Source organism: Luteimonas flava (genome assembly GCF_036584485.1).
Classification (GTDB): Bacteria; Pseudomonadota; Gammaproteobacteria; order Xanthomonadales; family Xanthomonadaceae; genus Luteimonas; species Luteimonas flava.
In genome coordinates, this window is the sequence record NZ_JAZHBM010000002.1 from 462,034 (window position 1) to 482,503 (window position 20,470).

Annotated in this window: 19 protein-coding genes; 11 read left to right on the forward strand and 8 right to left on the reverse strand. The window is 69.1% G+C overall.

What is annotated here, in order from left to right:
- Positions 1–726 carry an ABC transporter ATP-binding protein gene (locus tag V3391_RS09130; protein ID WP_332078117.1) on the forward strand — a complete coding sequence of 242 codons (726 nt, stop codon included), beginning with the start codon at positions 1–3 and terminating at the stop codon, positions 724–726.
- Complete coding sequence (locus tag V3391_RS09135; RefSeq protein WP_332078118.1) at positions 723–3,251, forward strand: ABC transporter permease; 2,529 nt, start codon at positions 723–725, stop codon at positions 3,249–3,251. The genes V3391_RS09130 and V3391_RS09135 overlap by 4 nt, the downstream gene beginning before the upstream one ends.
- Positions 3,252–3,293: 42 nt before the next feature.
- Here the strand turns inward: V3391_RS09135 and V3391_RS09140 are convergent, their stop codons facing one another.
- Entirely contained in the window at positions 3,294–3,551 is a 258-nt protein-coding gene (locus tag V3391_RS09140) for a hypothetical protein (protein WP_332078721.1), read from the reverse strand.
- 172 nt (positions 3,552–3,723) lie between these two features.
- Between V3391_RS09140 and V3391_RS09145 the strand changes: the two genes are divergently transcribed.
- Genes V3391_RS09145 through V3391_RS09155 form a run of 3 tightly spaced genes read left to right on the forward strand, consistent with a single transcriptional unit; the run spans position 3,724 to position 6,180 of the window.
- Complete coding sequence (locus tag V3391_RS09145) at positions 3,724–4,788, forward strand: class I SAM-dependent methyltransferase (protein WP_332078119.1); 1,065 nt, start codon at positions 3,724–3,726, stop codon at positions 4,786–4,788.
- On the forward strand, positions 4,785–5,492 hold the full coding sequence (locus V3391_RS09150; protein WP_332078120.1) for a pseudouridine synthase: 708 nt from the start codon (positions 4,785–4,787) through the stop codon (positions 5,490–5,492). Before V3391_RS09145 ends, V3391_RS09150 begins: the two co-directional genes overlap by 4 nt.
- Positions 5,485–6,180: an HAD family hydrolase gene (locus V3391_RS09155; RefSeq protein WP_332078121.1), complete on the forward strand. Its 696-nt coding sequence runs from the start codon at positions 5,485–5,487 to the stop codon at positions 6,178–6,180. Before V3391_RS09150 ends, V3391_RS09155 begins: the two co-directional genes overlap by 8 nt.
- A gap of 102 nt (positions 6,181–6,282) precedes the next feature.
- Here the strand turns inward: V3391_RS09155 and V3391_RS09160 are convergent, their stop codons facing one another.
- The 3 genes from V3391_RS09160 to V3391_RS09170 form a co-directional block, all read right to left on the reverse strand.
- Positions 6,283–6,687: a lysozyme inhibitor LprI family protein gene (locus V3391_RS09160; protein ID WP_332078122.1), complete on the reverse strand. Its 405-nt coding sequence runs from the start codon at positions 6,685–6,687 to the stop codon at positions 6,283–6,285.
- 80 nt (positions 6,688–6,767) lie between these two features.
- A complete protein-coding gene (locus tag V3391_RS09165; RefSeq protein ID WP_332078123.1) occupies positions 6,768–7,064 on the reverse strand; it encodes an ArsR/SmtB family transcription factor in 297 nt (98 codons plus the stop codon).
- Positions 7,061–8,110 carry a cation diffusion facilitator family transporter gene (locus V3391_RS09170; protein ID WP_332078124.1) on the reverse strand — a complete coding sequence of 350 codons (1,050 nt, stop codon included), beginning with the start codon at positions 8,108–8,110 and terminating at the stop codon, positions 7,061–7,063. Before V3391_RS09170 ends, V3391_RS09165 begins: the two co-directional genes overlap by 4 nt.
- Before the next feature lie 184 nt (positions 8,111–8,294).
- On the opposite strand from V3391_RS09170, the gene V3391_RS09175 reads away from it, so the two are divergent.
- Positions 8,295–9,251: an ankyrin repeat domain-containing protein gene (locus V3391_RS09175; RefSeq protein ID WP_332078125.1), complete on the forward strand. Its 957-nt coding sequence runs from the start codon at positions 8,295–8,297 to the stop codon at positions 9,249–9,251.
- Positions 9,248–11,470 carry a Tle-like phospholipase domain-containing protein gene (locus tag V3391_RS09180; RefSeq protein WP_332078126.1) on the forward strand — a complete coding sequence of 741 codons (2,223 nt, stop codon included), beginning with the start codon at positions 9,248–9,250 and terminating at the stop codon, positions 11,468–11,470. Before V3391_RS09175 ends, V3391_RS09180 begins: the two co-directional genes overlap by 4 nt.
- 54 nt (positions 11,471–11,524) lie before the next feature.
- On the opposite strand, the gene V3391_RS09185 is transcribed toward V3391_RS09180, so the two are convergent.
- On the reverse strand, positions 11,525–12,073 hold the full coding sequence (locus V3391_RS09185; RefSeq protein WP_425497231.1) for a DUF1415 domain-containing protein: 549 nt from the start codon (positions 12,071–12,073) through the stop codon (positions 11,525–11,527).
- Between the two features lie 5 nt (positions 12,074–12,078).
- The gene (locus tag V3391_RS09190) at positions 12,079–12,561 is read right to left on the reverse strand and encodes a YajQ family cyclic di-GMP-binding protein (protein WP_332078127.1); all 483 of its coding nucleotides are present in this window, start codon (positions 12,559–12,561) and stop codon (positions 12,079–12,081) included.
- Between the two features lie 137 nt (positions 12,562–12,698).
- On the opposite strand from V3391_RS09190, the gene V3391_RS09195 reads away from it, so the two are divergent.
- Positions 12,699–13,748, forward strand: a complete 1,050-nt coding sequence (locus V3391_RS09195; protein ID WP_332078128.1) for an NAD(P)-dependent alcohol dehydrogenase — start codon at positions 12,699–12,701, stop codon at positions 13,746–13,748.
- A gap of 49 nt (positions 13,749–13,797) precedes the next feature.
- Here V3391_RS09195 and V3391_RS09200 read toward each other — a convergent pair whose 3' ends face one another.
- Positions 13,798–15,933, reverse strand: a complete 2,136-nt coding sequence (locus V3391_RS09200; RefSeq protein WP_332078129.1) for a M48 family metallopeptidase — start codon at positions 15,931–15,933, stop codon at positions 13,798–13,800.
- Positions 15,934–16,053: 120 nt separating this feature from the next.
- Here V3391_RS09200 and V3391_RS09205 point away from each other — a divergent pair, with 120 nt between their 5' ends.
- Positions 16,054–16,983, forward strand: coding sequence for a DMT family transporter (locus tag V3391_RS09205; RefSeq protein WP_332078130.1), 930 nt, complete (start codon positions 16,054–16,056; stop codon positions 16,981–16,983).
- A 77-nt stretch (positions 16,984–17,060) separates the two neighbouring features.
- Positions 17,061–17,597, forward strand: a complete 537-nt coding sequence (locus tag V3391_RS09210) for a DUF1453 domain-containing protein (RefSeq protein ID WP_332078131.1) — start codon at positions 17,061–17,063, stop codon at positions 17,595–17,597.
- A gap of 93 nt (positions 17,598–17,690) precedes the next feature.
- Here the strand turns inward: V3391_RS09210 and V3391_RS09215 are convergent, their stop codons facing one another.
- Positions 17,691–18,323: an OmpW/AlkL family protein gene (locus V3391_RS09215; protein WP_232137421.1), complete on the reverse strand. Its 633-nt coding sequence runs from the start codon at positions 18,321–18,323 to the stop codon at positions 17,691–17,693.
- A 412-nt stretch (positions 18,324–18,735) separates the two neighbouring features.
- On the opposite strand from V3391_RS09215, the gene aceF reads away from it, so the two are divergent.
- Positions 18,736–20,466, forward strand: a complete 1,731-nt coding sequence (gene aceF / locus V3391_RS09220; RefSeq protein ID WP_332078132.1) for a dihydrolipoyllysine-residue acetyltransferase — start codon at positions 18,736–18,738, stop codon at positions 20,464–20,466.
- The last annotated feature ends 4 nt before the right edge of the window (positions 20,467–20,470 follow it).

A 20,470-nucleotide genomic window follows, 5' to 3' on the forward strand; every position in this document is an offset into this window, starting at 1 on the left:
ATGCACGACGGCACCCCCACGCAAGATGAAACCGCACGCGCCGGTCATGCACTCGACGTGACGGCGCTGGGCAAGCGGGTCGAGCTGCCGTCGGGCGAGCTGACCATCCTGCAGGACGTCGCGTTCCGCATCGGCCACGGCGACACCGTGGCGATCGTCGGCGCCTCGGGTTCGGGCAAGAGCACGCTGCTGTCGCTGCTCGCCGGTCTGGATACGCCGAGCACCGGTGCCGTGGTGCTCGACGGCGCGCCGATCTCGACGCTCGACGAGGACGGCCGCGCGAGGGTGCGCGGCGAGAAGGTCGGCTTCGTGTTCCAGAGCTTCCAGCTGCTGCCGTCGCTGACCGCGCTGGAGAACGTGATGCTGCCGCTGGAGCTGCGCGGCGATCGCGAGGTCGAAGCGCCGGCGCGTGACGTGCTCGCGCGCGTGGGCCTCGCCGAGCGCCTCGGCCATTACCCGCGCCAGCTTTCCGGCGGCGAGCAGCAGCGCGTGGCACTGGCGCGCGCATTCGTGACCCGGCCGTCGCTGCTGTTCGCCGACGAACCCACCGGCAACCTCGACACCGCGACCGGGCAGTCGATCATCGAACTGCTGTTCGCGCTCAATGCCGACGCCGGCACCACCCTGGTGCTGGTCACCCATGACGATCACCTGGCGCAGCGCTGCAAGCGCCGCCTGCGCATCGACAGTGGCCGTCTCGTCGCCGACGAGGCGATGACCGCATGAGGACCGCCGCGCTCGCGTGGCGCCAGCTGCGCCGCGATTTCAAGGCCGGCGACATCCGCATCCTGTTCGCCGCGCTGGTGCTCGCCGTCGTCGCGGTGACCGCGGTCGGCTTCGTCACTGATCGCGCCGAACGCGCGCTGGCGATCGAAGCCAACCGTCTGCTTGGCGGCGATGCGGTGGTGCGCGGCGACGCGCCGATCGACGGTGCGATCCGTGAGGCGTCCACCGCCGGGGGACTCGAGGCCGTCGACACGATCGAACTCGACAGCATGATCCGCGTCGGCGCGGGCGACACCGCAACCCTGCAATTGGGCGACGTGCGCGCGCTCGGTGACGGCTTTCCGTTGCGCGGCAGTTTCCGCATCGCCGGCGGCGATGGCGTCGAACGCGATGCCGAGGCCGTGCCCGAGCCCGGCACCGCATGGATGAGCCGCGCAGGCGCCGACACGCTGGGCGCGTCGGTCGGCGACACGGTGTTTCTCGGCGACCGCAGCTTCCGCCTGACCGCGCTGGTGCTGCAGGAACCGGATGCGTCGATCGACTACTTCAACGTCGCGCCGAAGGTCTTCCTGCACCTGTCCGACCTCGAAGCGACGGGGCTGATCCAGCCCGGCAGCCGCATCCGCTATCGCCTGGTGATCGCCGGTGATGCGAACGCGGTCGACGGCTTCGCCACCGCCGCGCGCGCGAATCTCGGCCGCGGCCAGCGCGTGGAAACCATCGGCGATGCGCGTCCGGAAGTGCGCTCCTCGCTTGATCGCGCCGGTCGCTTCCTCGGTCTCGCCGCGCTGGTGTCGGTGATCCTCGCCGCGGTCGCCGTGGCGATGGCCGCACGCCAGCATTCGGCGCGGCATCTGACCTCCGTCGCGGTGATGCGCTGCATGGGCGCGCAGCAGCGCACGCTGGTCGGCATCCACGTCGGCGAACTGTTGCTGCTCGGCGTGATCGCCTGCACGCTGGGCGTCGTCATCGCCTTCGGTCTGCAGTGGGGCATCGGGCGCTGGCTGGAATCGCTGCTGGGCCTGTCGATTCCGTCGGCCGGGCTGATGCCGGCGCTGCAGGGCTACGGCGTCGGCCTCGTCGTGCTGATGGCGTTCGGCGCGCCACCGGTGCTCGCACTGCGCCGCGTGCCGGCGCTGCGCGTGCTGCGGCGTGATCTCGGTGGGTTCGAGCCGAGCGCCTGGCTGGTTGGCGGTGCCGGCTTCGTCGGCCTCGCCGCGCTGCTGTGGTGGAAGGCCGGTTCTGCAACGCTCGGTGGCGCGATGCTCGCGGGCATCGCGGCGACGTTCGCCGTACTGGCGCTGTTGGCCTGGGGTCTGATCCTGCTGGTGCGTGCGTTGCGCACGCGGCTGCGCGGCAGCTTGCGCTACGGCCTCGCCAATGTGAGCCGGCGCGCGGGCACCAGCGTCGCCCAGGTCACCGCGCTCGGCCTCGGCCTGATGGCGCTGCTGCTGCTGACCTTCGTGCGCACCGATCTGCTCGACCGCTGGCAGCTCGCGATCGGCCAGGACGCGCCGAACCGCTTCATCATCAACGTGCAGCCTGACCAGCTCGATCCCGTGCGCGCCTTCATCGCCGATCAGGGCGTCGATGCGCCGGTGCTGTTCCCGATGATCCGCGCGCGTCTGGTCGAGCGGAACGGTGAGCCGGTGCGCGGCGAAGACTATGCCGGGCGCAGCGGCGACGAGGCGCAGGACCGTCAGGCGCAACGTCGCGCCGAGCGCGAGTTCAACCTGTCGATGCAGAGCGATCTGCGCGACGACAATCGGGTCACCGCCGGCACATTCTGGGGCGAGACCGCGCCGGCGACACCGGAGATCTCGGTCGAGGAAGGCTTCGCGAAGGATCTGGGCTGGCAGCTCGGTGACCGCATCGTTTTCGACATCGCCGGCCAGCGGTTCGAAGCGCCGATCACCAGCTTCCGCAGCATCGAATGGGAAAGCTTCCGGCCAAACTTCTTCGTCGTCGCCTCACCCGGGGCGCTGGACGCGTATCCGGCGAGCCACATCACCGCGGTCCGGGTGCCGAGCGACAAGCCGCGCTTCACCGCCGATCTGGTGCAGCGGTTCCCGAACCTGTCGGTGGTCGACATCGACGCGGTGCTGACCCAGGTGCGCAGCACTGCCGACCAGGTGTCGACGGTGGTGCAGGTGGTGTTCTGGTTCTCGCTCGCCGCCGGCGTGCTGGTGCTGCTGGCGGCGGTCAGTGCCAGCCAGGACGAGCGCCTGCTCGAAGGCGGCGTGATGCGCGTGCTCGGTGGCAAGCGGGCGCAGCTGCGTCTGGCGCAGGCCTCGGAATTCGCGGCGATCGGTCTGCTGGCCGGCCTCGTCGCGTCGATCGCGGCCTCGGTACTGGCCGGCGTGATCGCGGTGCGGGTGTTCGATCTGCCATGGACACCGAACTGGGCGCTGGCCGCGGCCGGCGGCGGTATCGGCGTGCTGATGACGCTACTCGCCGGCTTGTGGGCGACGCGCAGGGTGCTGGATGCGCCGCCGTCGGTGACGCTGCGCGCGTTGCAGGAGTGACGGTCACGCGCGCCCAGCAATGACGCGGGACGCGCTTCGAACTCAGCCCACGATCGTCTCGTGGGCCTCGAACCGCCGTGCGTACTCGCGCTCCTCGCTGACGCGCTGCACGTCGTCATGCGCGATGTCCGGCCCGCCATAGACCGCGTAGACGATCTCGTCATCGCGGCGTCCCACCGCGTGCAGGTGGTAGCGCGACTGCCCGCTGCCGGAATCGGGCGGGTAGCGGGCCGGCGGCTCGGCGCCGTCGAGGTCGAGTTCGCTGTTGTCGATGGTGCCGCCGACGAACAGGGCGTGGATGGGCATCGTGGTCTCCTCGGGAGAATGCGGTCAGGTCATCGTGCGGGCGCGCATGTTCGCGGCGGATCAACCTCGCGTTCGGATGGCGTGGCGCGGGCGATTGCGGTCGACTGTTCCGCGGGCGCGGTGGCGCGACCGGTAGAATCGACGGCCGTCCCGTCTCCGCCTCTTCATGTCCGATCCCGCCCTCGACGCCCTGTTCCTGCCGCTCGAACAGCGTCAGCTCGCCTGGCCCGACGCGGGTGCGCTGTTCCTGCGCGCGCGTCCGGGCGTGCCGACGACCGGTGGCCGCTGGCCGGGTCTGGTCTGCGAACAGAGCCTCAAGCCGCTGCATGTGGCCCTGCAGCGCGCCGGCCTCGAGGTGTTGCCCGGTGACGACGGGGATGTCGCATTGCCGCGCAGACCGCTGGTGCTGGTGCTGCCACCGCGTCAGCGTGACGAATCGCGCGCGGTGCTGGCGCGCGCGCTGCAGGCCGTGACGCCGGGCGGCTGGGTGCTGGCCAGCGTGTCCAACGACGAGGGCGCGAAGTCCGCGCAGGACGATCTCGCCCGTCTCGCCGGCAACATCGGCGCGCTGTCGAAGCACAAATGCCGCGTGTTCTGGGCACAGGCTGGCGACACCGTCGACACCGCACTGGTCGAGACCTGGGCCACGCTGGACCGTCCACGCGCCGTGCTCGGCGGCCGTTTCCAGAGCCGCCCGGGCGTGTTCGCCTGGGACCGCATCGATCCCGCATCCGCGCTGCTGGCCTCGCACCTGCCGACCACGCTGGCCGGGCGCGGCGCCGATCTGGGCGCCGGCTACGGGTACCTGTCGGCCGAACTGCTGCAGCGTTGCAAGGGCATTACCGCGCTGGACGTCTTCGAAGCCGAAGGCCGCGCGCTGACGCTGGCGCGCCGGAATCTGGATGCACTCGGCGCGGGCGCAACGCTGGCCTATCACTGGCACGACGTCACCACCGGTGTGCCGACGGGCTACGACTTCATCGTCAGCAATCCGCCATTCCATGCGCACGGCCGCGAAGGCCGCCCCGACATCGGTCGCACGTTCATCGGCGCCGCCGCGGACGCATTGAAGCCGGGCGGCGCGTTGTGGCTGGTCGCCAACCGGCATCTGCCGTACGAGGAGGTACTCGATGCGCGTTTCAGTGAGGTCAACGAGGTCGCGTCCAGCGGCGCATTCAAGGTGATCCACGCGGTGCGCGCACGCGCGACTGCGGCGAGGCACCGCGCATGAAGCTGGTCAAACTGCTCGCCAACCTGGGCTACGGCAGCCGCAAGCAGGTTGCGTGGATGTTCCGCGAAGGCCGGGTCACCGATGCGGCAGGCGATGTGCTGTATGCCGACGACCAGGTCGGCCACGCCGACGTGCGCGTCGACGGCGAAGCGCTGGATCCGCCGCTGGGCCTGACCCTGCTGCTGCACAAGCCGCCCGGCTATACCTGTTCGACCAAGGACACCGGGCGTCTGGTCTACGACCTGTTGCCGCCGCGTTTCCGGCTGCGATCGCCGGTGCTGTCGACGGTCGGTCGCCTCGATCGCGAGACCGGCGGCCTGCTGCTGTTCACTGACGATGGCCAGTTGCTGCACCGGATCATCTCGCCGAAGGCCGCGTTGCCGAAAGTGTACGAGGCGACGCTCGCCGAGCCCCTGCGCGGCAACGAAGGCGTGCTGTTTGCCAGCGGCGCGATGCTGCTGGAAGCGGACAACACCCCACTCAAACCCGCGGTGCTCGACGTGCTGTCGCCGACGCAGGCACGACTGACGATCACCGAGGGCCGGTACCACCAGGTGCGGCGCATGTTCGCCGCGGTCGGCAACCACGTCGTCGCGCTGCATCGCAGCCGCGTCGGCGGTCTGGCGCTCGATGACCTGCCGGAAGGCGCATGGCGTGCGCTCGATGCCGCCGACATCGCACGGCTGATGACCGCCGATGGCTGAGGAAGCGCCGCTGCCGTTCCGGCCCGCGGCGGTGATCTTCGACATGGACGGGCTGATGCTCGACAGCGAGCGCGCGATCCTCGAATCGCTGCGCGCCGCTGCACTGGACCAGCGTGCGGACATCGATCCGGACTGGTGGCTGTGCCTGATCGGCCACACCGAAGCCGTGTGCCGTGCGCGCCTCGGCGCGGAGATCGGCGACGTGGCGGCCGATGCGTTGCTCGCCGATGGACATGCGCGTTATGTCGCGGTTGCCGAGCGCGGCGTGCCGCACCGGCCGGGCATCGTGGCGTTGCTGGATCTGCTCGTCGCGCACGACATGCCGCGCGCGGTCGCGACCTCGACCCGGTCGCCGCTGGCGCAGCGCAAACTCGAAGCGGCAGGTCTGCTGGGCTACTTCGACGTGGTCTGCACCAGCAGCGACGTCGCGCAGCCCAAGCCGGCGCCAGATGTCTATCTGCTCGCCGCCGAACGCCTCGGTGTGGCGCCGGCGCAGTGTCTGGTGCTGGAGGATTCGCCGACCGGCGTGCGCGCCGCGCTCGCCGCGGGCATGACCGCGGTGCAGGTGCCGGACCTGCTGGCGCCGGACGATGCCGTGCGTGCGCTCGGGCATCGCATCGTGGAATCGCTCGACGACGCGCGGGAATTGCTGGCGCCGTGGCTGTTGGCGGCGGAACTAACAGACTGATCGATGCGATGGGTTTCGCTGTCGCTTGCCCCATCCTGCGGTCAGGTCATGTGCGCTTCGCAGGATGGGCGGAGCGACAGCGACACCCATCGGCCCCAACACTCAGGTCTGCGGCCGCAACTGCGCCAGTTCGCTCGCGCGCTCGGTGGTCATCGTGCGCACGCACTCCGCCGCGGCGACGGACGCGAGCGTGCCGCCGTCGGGATCGGCGCGGAACCGGCAATTGGCATCGCGATACTGGATCCACACGCGTTGCGCCGCGCGCAGGCGCGTCTGCTGGCCAGGCGACACCGCGGCCAGCGTGCGCCGGTATTCGGCATTGAGGCGCGCGTCCTGCAGTCTGGTTTCGGTGCCGATGCAGTCGAGCATGCGCGCGGTCACGCCGCCGCCCGCGTCCATGCAACGGCTGAAGCCTGCGGAGGCGTCATCGGCTGCACTGGCCGACCACGCGTAACTGCCGCCCGCGACCAGCAGCAGGGCGACGGCGATTCGGGACGGGATCGACATGGGCGGTGCTCGGCAGGAGGTGATGCGGGCCAGTGTCGACGGCGCGGCTTGCGTCAGCGTGAACGCGCCCGTGCATCCGGTCAGGCGTGCTCGCCGGTGTGGTCGAGCATGTCGAGCAGCATGTCCCGCACGTGTGCGTCGTCGGCCTCGTACAGCACCTGGCGCGCCTGACGTTCGCCCCGCACCAGCCGCGCGCCGCGCAGCAGTCGCAGGTGATGGCTGACCAGCGGCTGTGAGGCCCCGATGCGGCGTGCGATGTCGCCGACGGCAACCGGGCCGTCGAGGCAGGTCAGCAACACGCGCAGCCGTGTGGGATCACCGAGCAGCTTGAACGTCTCGGCCAGGAGTGCCAGCCGCGCATCTTCGACGCCGCTCATCGCGCGGGCCCGGATGCGTCCGGCGCGTGGGGGTGGGCGTGCGTATCGTCGCGATCATGGTCGTGATCGTGATCGTGGTGATGTGCGTGCTCGTGCGCATGCGCATCGCGCTTCCGGCGCTGCTCCAGCGCGCAGTGCGCCTGCGGCACGTGCACGACCTCGACGGTGGCGTGGCCGATCGCGAACCGCTCGGCGAGCGCGCGTTTGACCGCCGGCACCACCTGCGCCGGCTGCGCGTCGTCAGCCAGCGTGAGTTCCAGCGTCGCCAGCACCTTGCCCGAGGTGATCGACCACACGTGCACGTGATCGATGTCGGCAACGCCCGGCACGGTCTCGCGCACGTGGTCCTGCAGCACGGCGATGTCGATGTCCGGCGGCACGGCTTCCATCAGGATGTCGAATGCGCTGCGCAGCAGCGCCCAGGCGCTGCGCAGGATCAGCAGGCACACCAGCACCGACAGGATCGGATCGATCGGCATCCAGCCGGTGAAGTGGATCACCAGCGCCGCGATGATCGCCGCGACCGAGCCGAGCAGATCGCCGAGCACGTGCACCGTCGCGCCCTTGATATTGACGTGCGACTGGTCGCCGCGATGCAGGATCCAGAACACCAGGCAGTTGACCAGCAGGCCGACCACCGCGACCGCGAGCATCGGCCCGGCCAGCACCTCGCCCGGACTGCGCAGCCGCTGGATCGCCTCCCACACGATCCAGATCACCAACGCGAACAGCGTGACCGCATTGACCAGGCCGGCCAATACTTCGAAGCGCATGTAACCGAAGGTGCGCCGCGCATCGGACGCGCGACGCCCGATGCGGAACCCCACCCAGGCCAGCAGCAGCGCGGCGGCGTCGGTCAGCATGTGACCGGCATCGGCGATCAGCGCCAGCGAACCCGACAGCACGCCTCCGACGACCTCGACCAGCATGAAGCCCGCGGTCAGCGCGAAGCCGGTCAGCACCACGCGTTCGTTGGCGGCGGAGACCGAAGGCGCGTGGCTGTGGCCGTGTGCGTGGGTGTGATCGTGGTCGTGGTCGTGCGGCATGGGGCGTGTCGCGGGCAGGGCGGATCGCCATTATATAAACATATTTTTATGTGTTGATCGCGACGCTGTTCGAGTCCGTCAGCCGGCGCATCGCGCGGGTCAGGAATTTCCTGCATCGGTGCGGGCAGCGCCGCTTCCGGCGACTGCGTTACCCTCGATCGCGTATGGAAGCGCCGAGGTCGGAATGGACACGATGGGTCCGTCAGGTCGCCACGCCCGCAGATCGCCGTGGCGCAGCCTGTGCACGCAATGGTGGTGGGCCTTGAGCCTGGTGGCGTCGATCGTCGCCTTGTCCGGCTGTGTGCTGGCCTTGCCGCCGGCCGACCCCACGGGCGAACGCACCGCAGCCGCGCGTGTATTCGAAGATCCGAAACTGCAGGCGCTGGCAGTCGCGGCCGGCAGCGGCGACGCGGCTGCGGTCCGTCGCCTGATGCGCGATGAAGGCGTTGATCCCGACGGCGTGTTCTGGGGTCGCGACGGCGGGATTCCGATGCTCGCGTGGCCGATCTATCGCGGCAATCCCGACGGGCTGCGCGCGATGCTGGAGAGCGGTGCGGATCCGAACGTCTTCAAGACCTACGAGACGAAGGATCGCGGCACCCGCCGCCACAACAATGCGATGGTCTGGGCGGTCCGGCAGAACGACCCGATTTATCTGCAGATTCTGCTGGAACACGGCGGAGATCCGGACACACGCAATTCGAACCGCGAGGCGCTGCTGTTCCAGGCTTTCGTACAGGGCAACCAATGGCAGAACGTGCAACTGCTTGTGGAGCGAGGTGCGGACGTCAATGTGCAGGCGTCGCCTGGCAGCACGATCCTCACAACCTATACCGGTCTCGGCGGGTTTCGAATGGCGCATTGGTTGCTGGAGCGCGGCGCTGACCCTTCATTGCAGTTTTCCTTCAGCGAGCCGGTGCAGCGTGCCGACTCGCACGCCATCGAAGCAATCTTCTGGCACCCGGGAAATCCGACTGACCCGGAATGGCAGCGCAAATGCCAGCGCTGGTTGCTGGCGAATGGCTTCGAGCGTCCGCCGATGCCGGAGCACTTCCGGAAGATGCGGGCGACGTTCGGATTTCCAGACAGCGAAGATCAGATTCCGCTTCCCGACAGGGACGACGACGGAGGTGAAACATGACGACGCAGCATGCGGAACGCCAGCGTCTGCTGGATGCGTTGCGCTCCAGCGAATCGAGTGGCGCAGCAAACCATGTGGATCGCCTCATGGCGACCTACCGCGCGCAGGAAATGGCTGGGCTGTCTCACGACAGCTACGACGCGGCCCAGAGTGCGGGCGATCCACCGCCGGGCTGGTTGCGCGTCAGCGCAACGCCTCGCCTGCTGCGCGAGGTGCTTCCCGGGCTTCCACTGGACGATGGACGAATCCTGGATTTGCTGCATCCCGAAGAATCCGGGTTCCGGGCGGAGATCTACGTTCCGGACCCCGCTGTATTGGGACCCGATTTCAGACCGACGCTCGCCTTCAAAGGGTCGAGAGGCCATGTCGTCGAGAATGGCGAACTGCGGGATACATCTCTCGAGGATTTCGTCGGCAACAATCTGCCGCAGTCGATCGGATTAGAAACCGACTACTACACCCGCGCCATGGCGTTGGCAGAAATGCTCAAGCGCGCAGGACTCGATTTCGAGATCACCGGTCACAGCCTGGGCGGTGGGATGGCCTCGGCAGCATCGGCGGTAACAGGCATGCGCGCGGTCACCTTCAACGCAGCAGGGCTGCATCCGGACACCGCGCCCAACTTCCTGAAAGACAAGCCGGGAGCGCAGCTCTTCGACACCAGCGAAACCGTCACCGCCTGGCAGGTGAATGGCGAAATCCTCAACGACGGCGTGCAGCAGGACGTGCGTGGCATGAGCGATCTGCAGCGCGAGCGGATGGCGATGCTGATCACCAATAGTGCAGCCGCTGTGCAAAGCACGCCGGCGGGCCGTGACTATCTCGAGCACAGGCTGCTCCCGGGCATCCCCGAATCGTCGCATCCCGCCGTGCGCGCACTGCTCGAAGCGCTCGAGCGCGGCGAAGCCGCGTCCATGATCCGGGACATGCCCGAGGCCGCAGGCAAACGCATGCCACCGCTGGTGGCGATGACGCATCACGAGCAGACGCTCGTCGCGCGCGAAGACCGTGCCTCGGTGGCCGAGCTGCACCAGCTGGGCGGACCACTTCTGACCGTGCTGGCGATGGGCGCGCGCGGTGCAAACGCGGGTGCGCAGGCAGGCCAGATCGTTGCCGACAGCGGGCGCGTCATCGGCGACGAACTCGTCGGCGCCGGCGAGGCCGCGCGTACCGGAACGGCGCTCGCCGGTCTGCATATCGACAGAACATGGCAAGGCGCCGGCGTGGTGGTGTCGCAGGGCACACGGGCGATGGGGGAATTCACCGCACACGCGCGGATGGTGGGCGCGCAGGGCGCGGCGGCCATCGACCACGCGCAGGGCTGGGCACAGGCCACTGCTGCGAACGGCCGCGGCGCGCTCCTGCGCACCATGGGTGATGCCGCGGGCATGGTCTCCGACACGTGGCGCGAAGGTCTGCACGCGCGCGCGGAAGGCATCGAGACGGGCGGCGATGCCGCGCTGGACCGCAACCGACGCGAAGCCGCTGCCGCGATCGAACAGGGGCGGGCCGCGGCGCAGGGCCGGCGCGAGATGGCCGGCACCATCGCCGACGGCGTCCAGACGGGGACGGGCGTGGTCGGGACCCAGGCGCGCGATCGGCTGGTGTACGTCGGCGAGCGGCTCGCTGCGGGTTTCGAGGTCGCAGGCGCGAAACTCACGCAGGTGACGGCGCAGGCACCGACTGCCGGTGCAGGCCTCGGCGGCCTGAGCGGCGTGATCGTCGGCGGTGCACTCAGCTTAGACCCGCGCACATCGCGGGGCATCCAGAGCTGGTCCGGTGCGATCGAGCTGGTAGGCGAGGCGAGACCGGCGCTGTCGGAAGCGGTCGCTCGCCACGGCATGGCGTCGGCCGTGCTGCCGAGTCTGGAGCGCCACGTCGCCGAACAGGAAGCGGCCGCACGGGACATGCTGCGCGCGCATGAGCGCAAGGCCGAAGCGCCGACATTGCAGACGCAGTCCGCGCTGCTGTCAGGGGGTGCAGGCGCCGCACTGGAGCGCCTGCTCTCGGCGGTCAGACAGGGCGATACGGAGGCCGCACACCAGGCGTCGTCCGCACTGATGGAAACGCCGGGCGCGCAGGCATGGCTGGCTGAAGGTCAGGCGCAACTTTTTGCGCGCGATCAGGCCGCGGCGCAGGCATCCGAAGCGGACCGACAGCAGGCGCCACAACCGCGGGCACTGCAGAACCCCGCCGAGCAGACCGCGCCGGCGCATTGATCCGCCATCGCGCCGGCAACCGGGGACGCAACGCAGTCGCGCGCCCTGCCGCCCTCAGTTCGCTTCGGTGAACAATCGCGCCCAGCCGGCGTGCCCCAGCGTTTCGAGCGTGGCGAGATTGCGGTCGATGATGCTGTCCGGTTCGGGATACGCCGCCACCGCGCGCGCCACGCTGTCTTCGCGCAGCAGGTGCAGTGTCGGATACGGCGCGCGGTTGGTGAAGTTGCCGATCTCGTCGGATGCGGTGCCGGCGAACTGGTAATCGGGATGGAAGCTCGCGACCTGCAGCACGCCATCGAGCTCCAGCGCCTCGACCAGGCCGTCGGCCTCGTCGAGGAAGTCGTTGTACTCGAGGAAATCGCCCAGCACCTGCGGATGCACGATCAGCGTCGTGTCGATCTCGCTGGCCGGCGTATCGCGCAGGCGCAGCAGTTCCTCGCCGAGTGCTTCGAGCAAGGCCTCGGGCGTCGTCGCGTCGCTGAGCACGAACCGCACCTGGTCCTTGACCACGACGGCCTTCGCGAACGGACACAGGTTCAGTCCGATCACCGCGCGGTCCAGCCACAGGCGGGTGTCGGCGATCGGATCGGCGCTCGGGAACATGCGGATCAGTCGCGGAAGTTGTCGAACTGCAGCGGCAGTTCGAAATCCGCGCCACGCAACAGGGCCATCGCCGCCTGCAGATCGTCGCGCTTCTTGCCGTTCACGCGCAGCTTGTCGCCGTTGATCTGGCTGTCGACCTTGAGCTTGGCCTCTTTCAGCGTGTTCTGGATCTTCTTCGCCAGATCGCGCTCGATGCCCTGCTTGACGGTGACCGTCTGCCGTGCGCCGGCGAGGTTGGTCTCGATGTCGCCGAACTCCAGGCACTTCACGTCGATCTTCCGCGCGGCCAGGCGCTGGCGCAGGATCTCGGTCATCTGCTGCACCTGGAAGTCGCTCGGCGCCGACTGCTTGATGGTCGATCCGTCGAGTTCATAGGAGGCCTCGACGCCCTTGAAGTCGAAGCGCGTGGTCAGTTCGCGGTTGGCCTGGTCGACGGCATTGGTCAGCTCGTGGGTGTCGACTTCGGACACGATATCGAAGGACGGCATGGGGCACCTGCAGGTGGGACGAAGGCGCGCAGATTACCGCACGGGCGGTATGGGCTGTTCCGCCGGCGCCATCCCGACGGCGCGGAGCGGGGCGCAAAATGGACGCCCCCCCGACTGCCCATGACGAGGCATCCGCCATGTTCGAGACCCCCGCCTACGCTGCCGCCGACGCCACCACGCCGCTGGCGCCGACCACGATCCAGCGCCGCGCCCCGCGCGCCAACGAAGTTCTGATCGACATCGCCTTCTGCGGCGTCTGCCATTCCGATCTGCACCAGGTCCGCGACGAATGGGGCGGCTCGATCTTCCCGATGGTCCCCGGCCACGAGATCGTCGGCCATGTCGCCGAAGTCGGCACCGGCGTCACGAAGTTCAAGGTCGGCGACGCGGTTGGTGTCGGCTGTTTCGTCGACTCCTGCCGGTCCTGCGCGCAGTGTCAGGCGGGCGAGGAGCAGTTCTGCGAGCAGGGCATGACCGGCACCTACAACGCGATGGAACGCGACGGCAGCGCCCCGACCTACGGCGGCTACTCGACCCGCATCACCGTCGACCAGGACTACGTGCTGCGCGTGCCCGAGTCGCTGCCGCTCGACGCCGCCGCGCCGCTGCTGTGCGCCGGCATCACCACGTATTCGCCGCTGCGCCACTTCGGCGTCAAGGCCGGCGATGCAGTCGCGGTGGTCGGCCTCGGCGGCCTCGGTCATATGGCGGTGAAGTTCGCCGTGGCGATGGGCGCGCGCGTGACCGTGCTCAGCACGTCCGAATCCAAGCGCGACGACGCGCTGAAACTCGGCGCGCACGATTTCGCTGCGACGCGTGACGCGGACACCTTCAAGACGCTGGCCAAGACCTTCGACTTCATCGTCGACAGCGTGTCCGCGCCGCATGACTACAACGCCTATCTGTCGCTGCTGAAGGTCGACGGCACGATGATCCTGCTCGGCGTGCCCGACCAGCCGGCCCCGGTCGCCGCTGGCGCACTGATCATGCAGCGCCGTCGCCTGACCGGTTCGCTGATCGGCGGCATCCGTGAGACCCAGGAAATGCTCGACTTCTGCGCCGAGCACGGCATCGTGTCCGACATCGAGCGCATCGGCATCGCCGACATCAACACCGCCTACGAGCGCATGCTCAAGGGCGACGTGCGCTACCGCTTCGTCATCGACACGGCGACGCTGGCGGACTGAGGACGGTCGCCCCCGCCTGCGCAGACGCAGGCGGGGGCGGGGGCGATGTTCAGGCCGGTGCTGCGGCCGGCGGCGTCTTCGCGAAATTCACCAGCCGGATCGGCTGGATGCCGTGCAGTTGCTCCTGCAGATCGGCCTGCGTGACCAGCTGCGCCAGCTGCTGCCGGTACAGGCGGTCGAGCAGTTCCGGTAGCGGCATCGTCGCGCGCATGTAGGACAGCGGGCCGTCGTCGACGTCCGCGAGATGACCGCAGCCCGCGCGCAGGTGTCGTCCCATCGACTGCGAGTCGTCGAGCGGCAGCGCATCGAGCGCCACCATCAGCGCATCGACGGCCGTGCGATAGCGCGCGGCGGTGCGCAGCAGCCATTCGCGCAGCGCCGGCTCGTCGCCGTGCAGGCCGCGCGACAGCGGCAGGCAGGCCATCGCATCGAGATGCAGGCTGCGCAGACGGCGTGCGTGCACGTGCAGAACCTGCAGCGCGGCCAGTCGTGACGTGGCCTCGGCGCGCTCGACGTCCGGCATCACCGCGATCGCGTGCGCAAGCCGTTTCGCGAACAGGCCCGACAGACGTTCGAGCAGGCGGGCGTCGGGGGTGTTGTCGGCCTCGCCGCCGGCGAAATCGGTGCGCAGCGCGACCGCGTCCGCCGCGGACCCGTCGGGCATGGGGACGTCGAAGCCGAGATCGATCAACGCGACACGCGGCGCGGCCTCGATCTGGCGCTGGCGCGCGCGCTGTCTGCGTGACCACAGCGGCGCGACATCGGGCAGCATCCGACGCAGTTCGTCGACGCACTGCTGCCAGGCCATCGCGGCATAGGGCGCCCGCGTCGCATCGTCCGGCTCCAGGCGCGCAGGCTCGACGAGCATGCCGGCGGTGTAGCGCGTCCAGGCCAGCGCATCGGCCTCGGGCAAGGCATCGATGTCGACGACGGCCGCGGTGTCGACGAGGTTGCGCGCGCCGAACGTCAGACCCATGCCGCGGTAGTAATGCGCGGTCACGCGTCGCGACAGCGCGGGGAAGTCGGCGAACAGGTCGCGGGCCGGACGCGCCTCCAGGAACAGGCCGGTGGCGCCGAACGCTTCGGCATTGGCCACGCGCGCAGCATCGGCCGGATGGGTGGCCCAGTAGTGCGTGGTGTCGTCCGAGTCCAGCGCGCGCCGCAGATCGTCCCAGTCCTGCGCGCTGAATTTCTGCAGAAATGCCATCACCGCATCGGACAGGTCGGCCGCCAGGCGGCCCTGCTGCCACACATGCGCCCCCTGCGCGTCGGCGCGGTGGAAGGCCAGCATCAGGGCGCGCATGCGCAGCGCGGTGGTGGCGAAGCAGTCGCTGCCCGAAACGATGGCCTCGTAGCGGTCGGCGTCGAATTCCATCTCCTGCGACAGTCGACGGCTCATGCGGAAGCTGACCGCGAACAGGCCGCGCATCAGCATCCGGGTCAGCCACAGGCACCCGCTGGCGAGCCATGCGGCGACTGCGAAGGCGCCGTTGTCCGCGTCGCTGCGCCAGTCGTGCAGGCGGTCATCCCACGCATCCCATTCGTAGCCGCGCGACCACAGCCAGCCGTTGACGCGGTTGATGACGTGCGAGCTGCGCATGCCGCCGCCCTGGGCGAAATGGCCGAACTCGTGGGCGAGCACGCCGACGAACTGCCGGGCTTCCAGGCCCGCGACCAGCGGCATGCCGATCGTCAGCCGCCGATGGCCCCGCAGGAAGCCCCACAGGCCGGGTTCGAACTGCACCCAGGCGTTGACCGCATGGGTGAGCCGGATCGAGGACGGCGGGCGCGTGCCGATCGCCCGGCACAGCGCGTGGACGCCCTCGACGAAGGCGGGATCCTCAGCCGGCGACAGTTCGATCTCCTCGCGCGCGCGCGGACGCGGCGCCACGAAGGGCTTGAGCAGGAACAGCAGCAGGATGCCGCCGACGAAACCGGGCAAGGTCCAGGCGACGACGCGGCCCCAGAGGAAGCCCGGCTGCAGGGCGTGCACCCAGTCGCTGTACCAGCGGTACTCCAGCCAAGCGACGCCGGCGATCGTGCCCAGATACACCAGCGGCATCGCCAGGCACAGACCGGTGACCAGCCACAGGCTCAGCAGATAAAGCGGTTTGACCGGCGGGCGGGGGATCGAGCCGGCGGGCAGCGCCCGCAGCAGGTCGGCGGGACGGGTGTCGACGGTCATGAGCCTCTCCTTGGCGATGTCCGCGCATCAAAGCAGGCCGGCCGCACCGTCGCAATCCCCCGACACGCCGGGGCGGCCATGCGAGGATGCGCGTCCCGATTCGCCGCATCGCTTGCCGTCATGTCCGCTTCCGCCGCTCCCACCCACGCCCGCGCCGCCGCACTGTGGATGCTGTTCGCCGTGCTCGCGTTCGCCGGCATGGACGCGGGCATGAAGTGGATCGCCAACGACTATTCCGCGTTCCAGGTCGCGACCTTCCGCAGCCTGGCGACGCTGCCGCTGATCATCGGCTGGCTGCTGCTGCGCGGACGCGCGGGCACGCTGCTGCGCATCCACTGGCCGCTGCATCTGCTCCGCGGAATTCTGGGCGTCGGCATGATCGCCGGCTTCGTCTACGGCCTGGCGCGGATGCCGCTGTCGACGGCCTACGCGATCGTCTTCGTGTCGCCGCTGATGGTCACCGCGCTGGCGGTGCCACTGCTGGGCGAGAAGGTCGGGCCGCGACGCTGGACGGCGATCGCGCTCGGCGTGGTCGGCGTGCTGGTCGTGCTGCGGCCCACGGGCGAGGGCATGGCGACGCTGGCCGGGCTGTCGGTCGTCGGCGGCGCGCTGTGTTACGCCATCGCATCGATCACCGTACGCAAGCTCGCGCAGCGCGACAGTCCCGAGGCGCTGGTGTTCTGGTTCCTGGTGCTGATGGCGGTGTTCGCCGGTGCGCTGGCGTGGCCGGACTGGCAACCGCTGCAGCGCGAACACGGGTGGGTGCTCGCGCTGATCGGCGTGACCGGTGCGCTGGGGCAGGTCGGGCTGACGCACGCGTTCCGGCTGGGCGAAGCGAGCCAGGTCGCGCCGCTGGAGTACACCGCGCTGCTGTGGGTGGTGCTGCTGGATCTGTTCGTCTGGCAGGTGCTGCCCGACGGCATGACGTGGTTGGGCGCCGGCATCATCGTCGCCAGCGGGCTGTACATGTTCCGCCGCGAGAAAGTGCTGTCCGATGCCGGGACGGTGGACGCCGAGATCAAGCGCCTCGACGGCACGCCGCGGCCCTAGGCGCCCCTTTTCATCGTGGTCGCGCGCTGGATCGCCGATCATGACGCCTTCGACACGCCGGAATCCGCGACACCGCCATGCCTCTTCTGTTGCTCGCCGTGGTCCTGCTCGTCATCTTCGCGCTGCTGCTTCTGCTGTGGCCGCTGGCGCTGTGGAACCGCTATCGCATCGGCACCTCGCGCCGGCGTCCGCCGCGCTGGCTGACCCGGCTCAATGCCTGGCTGATTCCGGCATCCGCGCTGGTGTTCCTCGGCGGCATGGGCATCGCCCAGCTGTTCGTCGATCACGCGTTTCCGTACGCCGCGCTCGGCGTGTTCGCCGGACTGGCGCTCGGGGGTCTGGGCTGGGCGCTGACGCGCGTCGAGCATCGTCCCGGCCAGGTCTGGTACACGCCGAACCGCTGGCTGGTGCTGGCGCTGACGCTGGTCGTCGTCGCGCGCGTGTTCGCCGGTATCTGGCAGGCCTGGGAGCGCATGCGCGGCGACTACGCGGCGCTCGCCGCGTGGGGGCCGCTCGGCGAGCCGGCCGGCCTGTTCGCGGTCGCCGGGCTCGTGGTCGGCTATCACGCGATGTACGCGGTGCTGCTGCAGTGGCGGCTGGGGCGCTGGCTGTAACCGCCAGGCGTGCGCATCGTACGCATCGAAATGCCGCATAAAAAAAGACCCGCCGAAGCGGGTCTTCCGTGACACACGACTCTGGGAGAGAGATCAGAAACGTGCGCCGATACCGACACCCACGGTCCACGGGTCGAGCTTGAGCTCCTGACCGGTGGACACGCCGGCCTGGTTCACGTCCGCGCGGCTGCGCAGATAACGCGCATCGGCACGGGCGAACCAGGTGGGGGTGATGTTCATGTCGACGCCGACCGTGCCGATCGCGCCCTTCGGCGTGGACAGGCTGACGTGCTCGCCACCGGGGTTGAGGTCTTCACCGCTGATGTTGGAGTGGTGATAGCCCAGACCCACAAACGGGCGGAAGGTGTTGTCGGCCTGGCCGAAATGGTACTGGCCGCTCAGCGCGATCGGCTGCTGCTCGACGGTGCCGACCTTGCCGGCGTCGTTGCGGACGCGGTGATCGAACTTGTCGAGCGCGCCCCACAGTTCGGCGCTGATGTTGTCGGTGAAGTTGTACGACACCGATGCGGTCGGCGCCGGGCCGCCGTCGACTTCGACGCCGTCGTTGGCACTGCGGTTGGTCGGCTCGAGCAGGGTGGCGCCGCCGACGACCGAGAAGCGCTTGCCGGACGCGGTGTCACCGGCGTCCTGGGCGAACGCGACCGACGAGACGGCAAAGCTGGCCAGGGTGGCAAGGGCAAGAACGCGCTTGTTGGACTTCAGCATGGGGTGTGCTCCTTCTTGAAGGCCGGACCGTGTGGCGGGTCCAGCGTTGCGGCATGTCGCGGCGTGGGGGGCAGCGCTGCGACCTTCCTCTGCGGGAAGGCGGCGCCATGCTCGCAATCGAAAGCTGAATCCGCGATTTGCGATTTCTGAAGCGTTCGCAACGCTTCACGAGGTCTTCGGGAACCCGATTGCGTGGTTCATCCGCGAGTGCCTGTCGATGCGACTTCCGCGCGATGCAAGCGCCGGAAACTGCATGTACGCACGTCGAACGCCATGATCGCGACGCAGCGTTCCGTCATCGACGGCGGGCGCGCGCGAACGCGCTGCCATGCGCGTCCGTACGCGATGCAACAGTTGGCGCAAACCCGGCTGGGCCGCACAATAGCGGGTCACGAGATGCCCGGAGGGCCGCATGGCCGACCTGAAAGAAGCACGCGTTCCCGACATTGGCGGGTTTGACGATGTCCCGGTGATCGAGGTGCTGGTCGCCGTCGGCGATACGGTGTCGGTCGACCAGGGGCTGGTCACGCTCGAATCGGACAAGGCCACGATGGAAGTGCCGGCGCCGTTCGCGGGCGTGATCAAGGAACTGAAGGTCAAGGTCGGCGACACGCTGTCGGAAGGCGGCGTGGTCGCGATCATCGAGGCCGAGGGCGGCGGTGCCCAGGCGGAGACGCCGGCGAAGGCCGAAGCGCCCGCGAAGAGCGAAGCCCCGAAGGCTGCCAACACGCCGGCTGCCGGGAAAGCCGCACCGGCCGCGAAGACCGAGGCGCCCAAGGCGCAGTCCGGTGGTGGCGGCGCGCAGGAGTCGAAGGTCCCGGACATCGGCGGCTACGACGACGTGCCGGTGATCGAAGTGCTGGTCGCGGTCGGCGACACGGTCGAGAAGGACCAGGGCCTGATCACGCTGGAATCGGACAAGGCCACGATGGAAGTCCCGGCCGCGGTCGCCGGCGTCATCAAGGAACTGAAGGTCAAGGTCGGCGATACGCTGTCGGAAGGCGCCGTGGTCGCGATCATCGAAGCCGCAGGCGATGCGCCTGCCGAGGCGTCCGCACCGGCCGCCGCGCCGGCCAAGGGCACCGATGACAATAAGATCGAGCCGGTGGCGGCACAGGCCAAGCCCGACAAGATCGCCGAAGCCTCGATCGCGCATCGCGCGCCGGGCGGTGGCAATCCGCCGGTGCGGTTCGACGCCGATGCGATCTTCCCCGACAAGGTGCCGTACGCCAGCCCGGCGGTGCGCCTGTTCGCACGCGAGCTCGGCGTCGATCTGACCCAGCTCAAGGGCAGCGCCAAGGGCGGCCGCATCCTCCGCGAGGACGTGCAGTCCTTCGTCAAGAGTGCCCTGCAGAGCGGCGGCGCGAAGGCCGCTTCCGGTGCGCCGGCAGCGGCGGGTGGCGGTCTCAACCTGCTGCCGTGGCCGAAGGTCGATTTCGCGAAGTTCGGCGAGATCGAGGTCCAGGAACTGGGCCGCATCCAGAAGATCTCGGCGACCAACCTCGCGCGCAACTGGGCGATGATCCCGCACGTCACGCAGCACGACGATGCCGACATCACCGACCTCGAAGCGCTGCGTGTGCAGCTCAACAAGGAAAACGAGAAGGCCGGCGTCAAGCTGACCATGCTCGCGTTCCTGATAAAGGCCTCGGTGGCGGTGCTCAAGCAGTACCCGCGCTTCAACAGCTCGCTCGACGCGACCGGCGAGAACCTGACGCTCAAGAAGTACTTCCACATCGGCTTCGCCGCCGACACGCCCAACGGCCTCGTCGTTCCGGTGATCCGCGATGCCGACAAGAAGGGCGTCATGGAGATCTCGCAGGAGATGTCCGCGCTGGCGAAGAAGGCGCGCGACGGCAAGCTCGGCCCGGCCGACATGCAGGGTGGCTGCTTCTCGATCAGCTCGCTCGGCGGCATCGGCGGTACCAGCTTCACGCCGATCGTCAACGCACCGGAAGTCGCGATCCTCGGCGTGTCGAAGTCGGCGATGAAGCCGGTCTGGGACGGCAAGGCCTTCCAGCCGCGCCTGACCCTGCCGCTGTCGCTGTCCTACGACCACCGCGTGATCGATGGCGCCGCCGCGGCGCGCTTCACCGCGACGCTGGCGCAGCTGCTCGGCGACATGCGTCGCGTGCTGCTGTAAGCGT

What these genes read in the sequence shown, in the direction of transcription:
- V3391_RS09130 (WP_332078117.1), top strand. Translation starts at nt 1, where the DNA reads ATGCACGACGGCACCCCCACGCAAGATGAAACCGCACGCGCCGGTCAT.
- V3391_RS09135 (WP_332078118.1), top strand. Translation starts at nt 723, where the DNA reads ATGAGGACCGCCGCGCTCGCGTGGCGCCAGCTGCGCCGCGATTTCAAG.
- V3391_RS09145 (WP_332078119.1), top strand. Translation starts at nt 3,724, where the DNA reads ATGTCCGATCCCGCCCTCGACGCCCTGTTCCTGCCGCTCGAACAGCGT.
- V3391_RS09150 (WP_332078120.1), top strand. Translation starts at nt 4,785, where the DNA reads ATGAAGCTGGTCAAACTGCTCGCCAACCTGGGCTACGGCAGCCGCAAG.
- V3391_RS09155 (WP_332078121.1), top strand. Translation starts at nt 5,485, where the DNA reads ATGGCTGAGGAAGCGCCGCTGCCGTTCCGGCCCGCGGCGGTGATCTTC.
- V3391_RS09160 (WP_332078122.1), bottom strand. Translation starts at nt 6,687, where the DNA reads ATGTCGATCCCGTCCCGAATCGCCGTCGCCCTGCTGCTGGTCGCGGGC.
- V3391_RS09165 (WP_332078123.1), bottom strand. Translation starts at nt 7,064, where the DNA reads ATGAGCGGCGTCGAAGATGCGCGGCTGGCACTCCTGGCCGAGACGTTC.
- V3391_RS09170 (WP_332078124.1), bottom strand. Translation starts at nt 8,110, where the DNA reads ATGCCGCACGACCACGACCACGATCACACCCACGCACACGGCCACAGC.
- V3391_RS09175 (WP_332078125.1), top strand. Translation starts at nt 8,295, where the DNA reads ATGGACACGATGGGTCCGTCAGGTCGCCACGCCCGCAGATCGCCGTGG.
- V3391_RS09180 (WP_332078126.1), top strand. Translation starts at nt 9,248, where the DNA reads ATGACGACGCAGCATGCGGAACGCCAGCGTCTGCTGGATGCGTTGCGC.
- V3391_RS09185 (WP_425497231.1), bottom strand. Translation starts at nt 12,073, where the DNA reads ATGTTCCCGAGCGCCGATCCGATCGCCGACACCCGCCTGTGGCTGGAC.
- V3391_RS09190 (WP_332078127.1), bottom strand. Translation starts at nt 12,561, where the DNA reads ATGCCGTCCTTCGATATCGTGTCCGAAGTCGACACCCACGAGCTGACC.
- V3391_RS09195 (WP_332078128.1), top strand. Translation starts at nt 12,699, where the DNA reads ATGTTCGAGACCCCCGCCTACGCTGCCGCCGACGCCACCACGCCGCTG.
- V3391_RS09200 (WP_332078129.1), bottom strand. Translation starts at nt 15,933, where the DNA reads ATGACCGTCGACACCCGTCCCGCCGACCTGCTGCGGGCGCTGCCCGCC.
- V3391_RS09205 (WP_332078130.1), top strand. Translation starts at nt 16,054, where the DNA reads ATGTCCGCTTCCGCCGCTCCCACCCACGCCCGCGCCGCCGCACTGTGG.
- V3391_RS09210 (WP_332078131.1), top strand. Translation starts at nt 17,061, where the DNA reads ATGCCTCTTCTGTTGCTCGCCGTGGTCCTGCTCGTCATCTTCGCGCTG.
- V3391_RS09215 (WP_232137421.1), bottom strand. Translation starts at nt 18,323, where the DNA reads ATGCTGAAGTCCAACAAGCGCGTTCTTGCCCTTGCCACCCTGGCCAGC.
- aceF (WP_332078132.1), top strand. Translation starts at nt 18,736, where the DNA reads ATGGCCGACCTGAAAGAAGCACGCGTTCCCGACATTGGCGGGTTTGAC.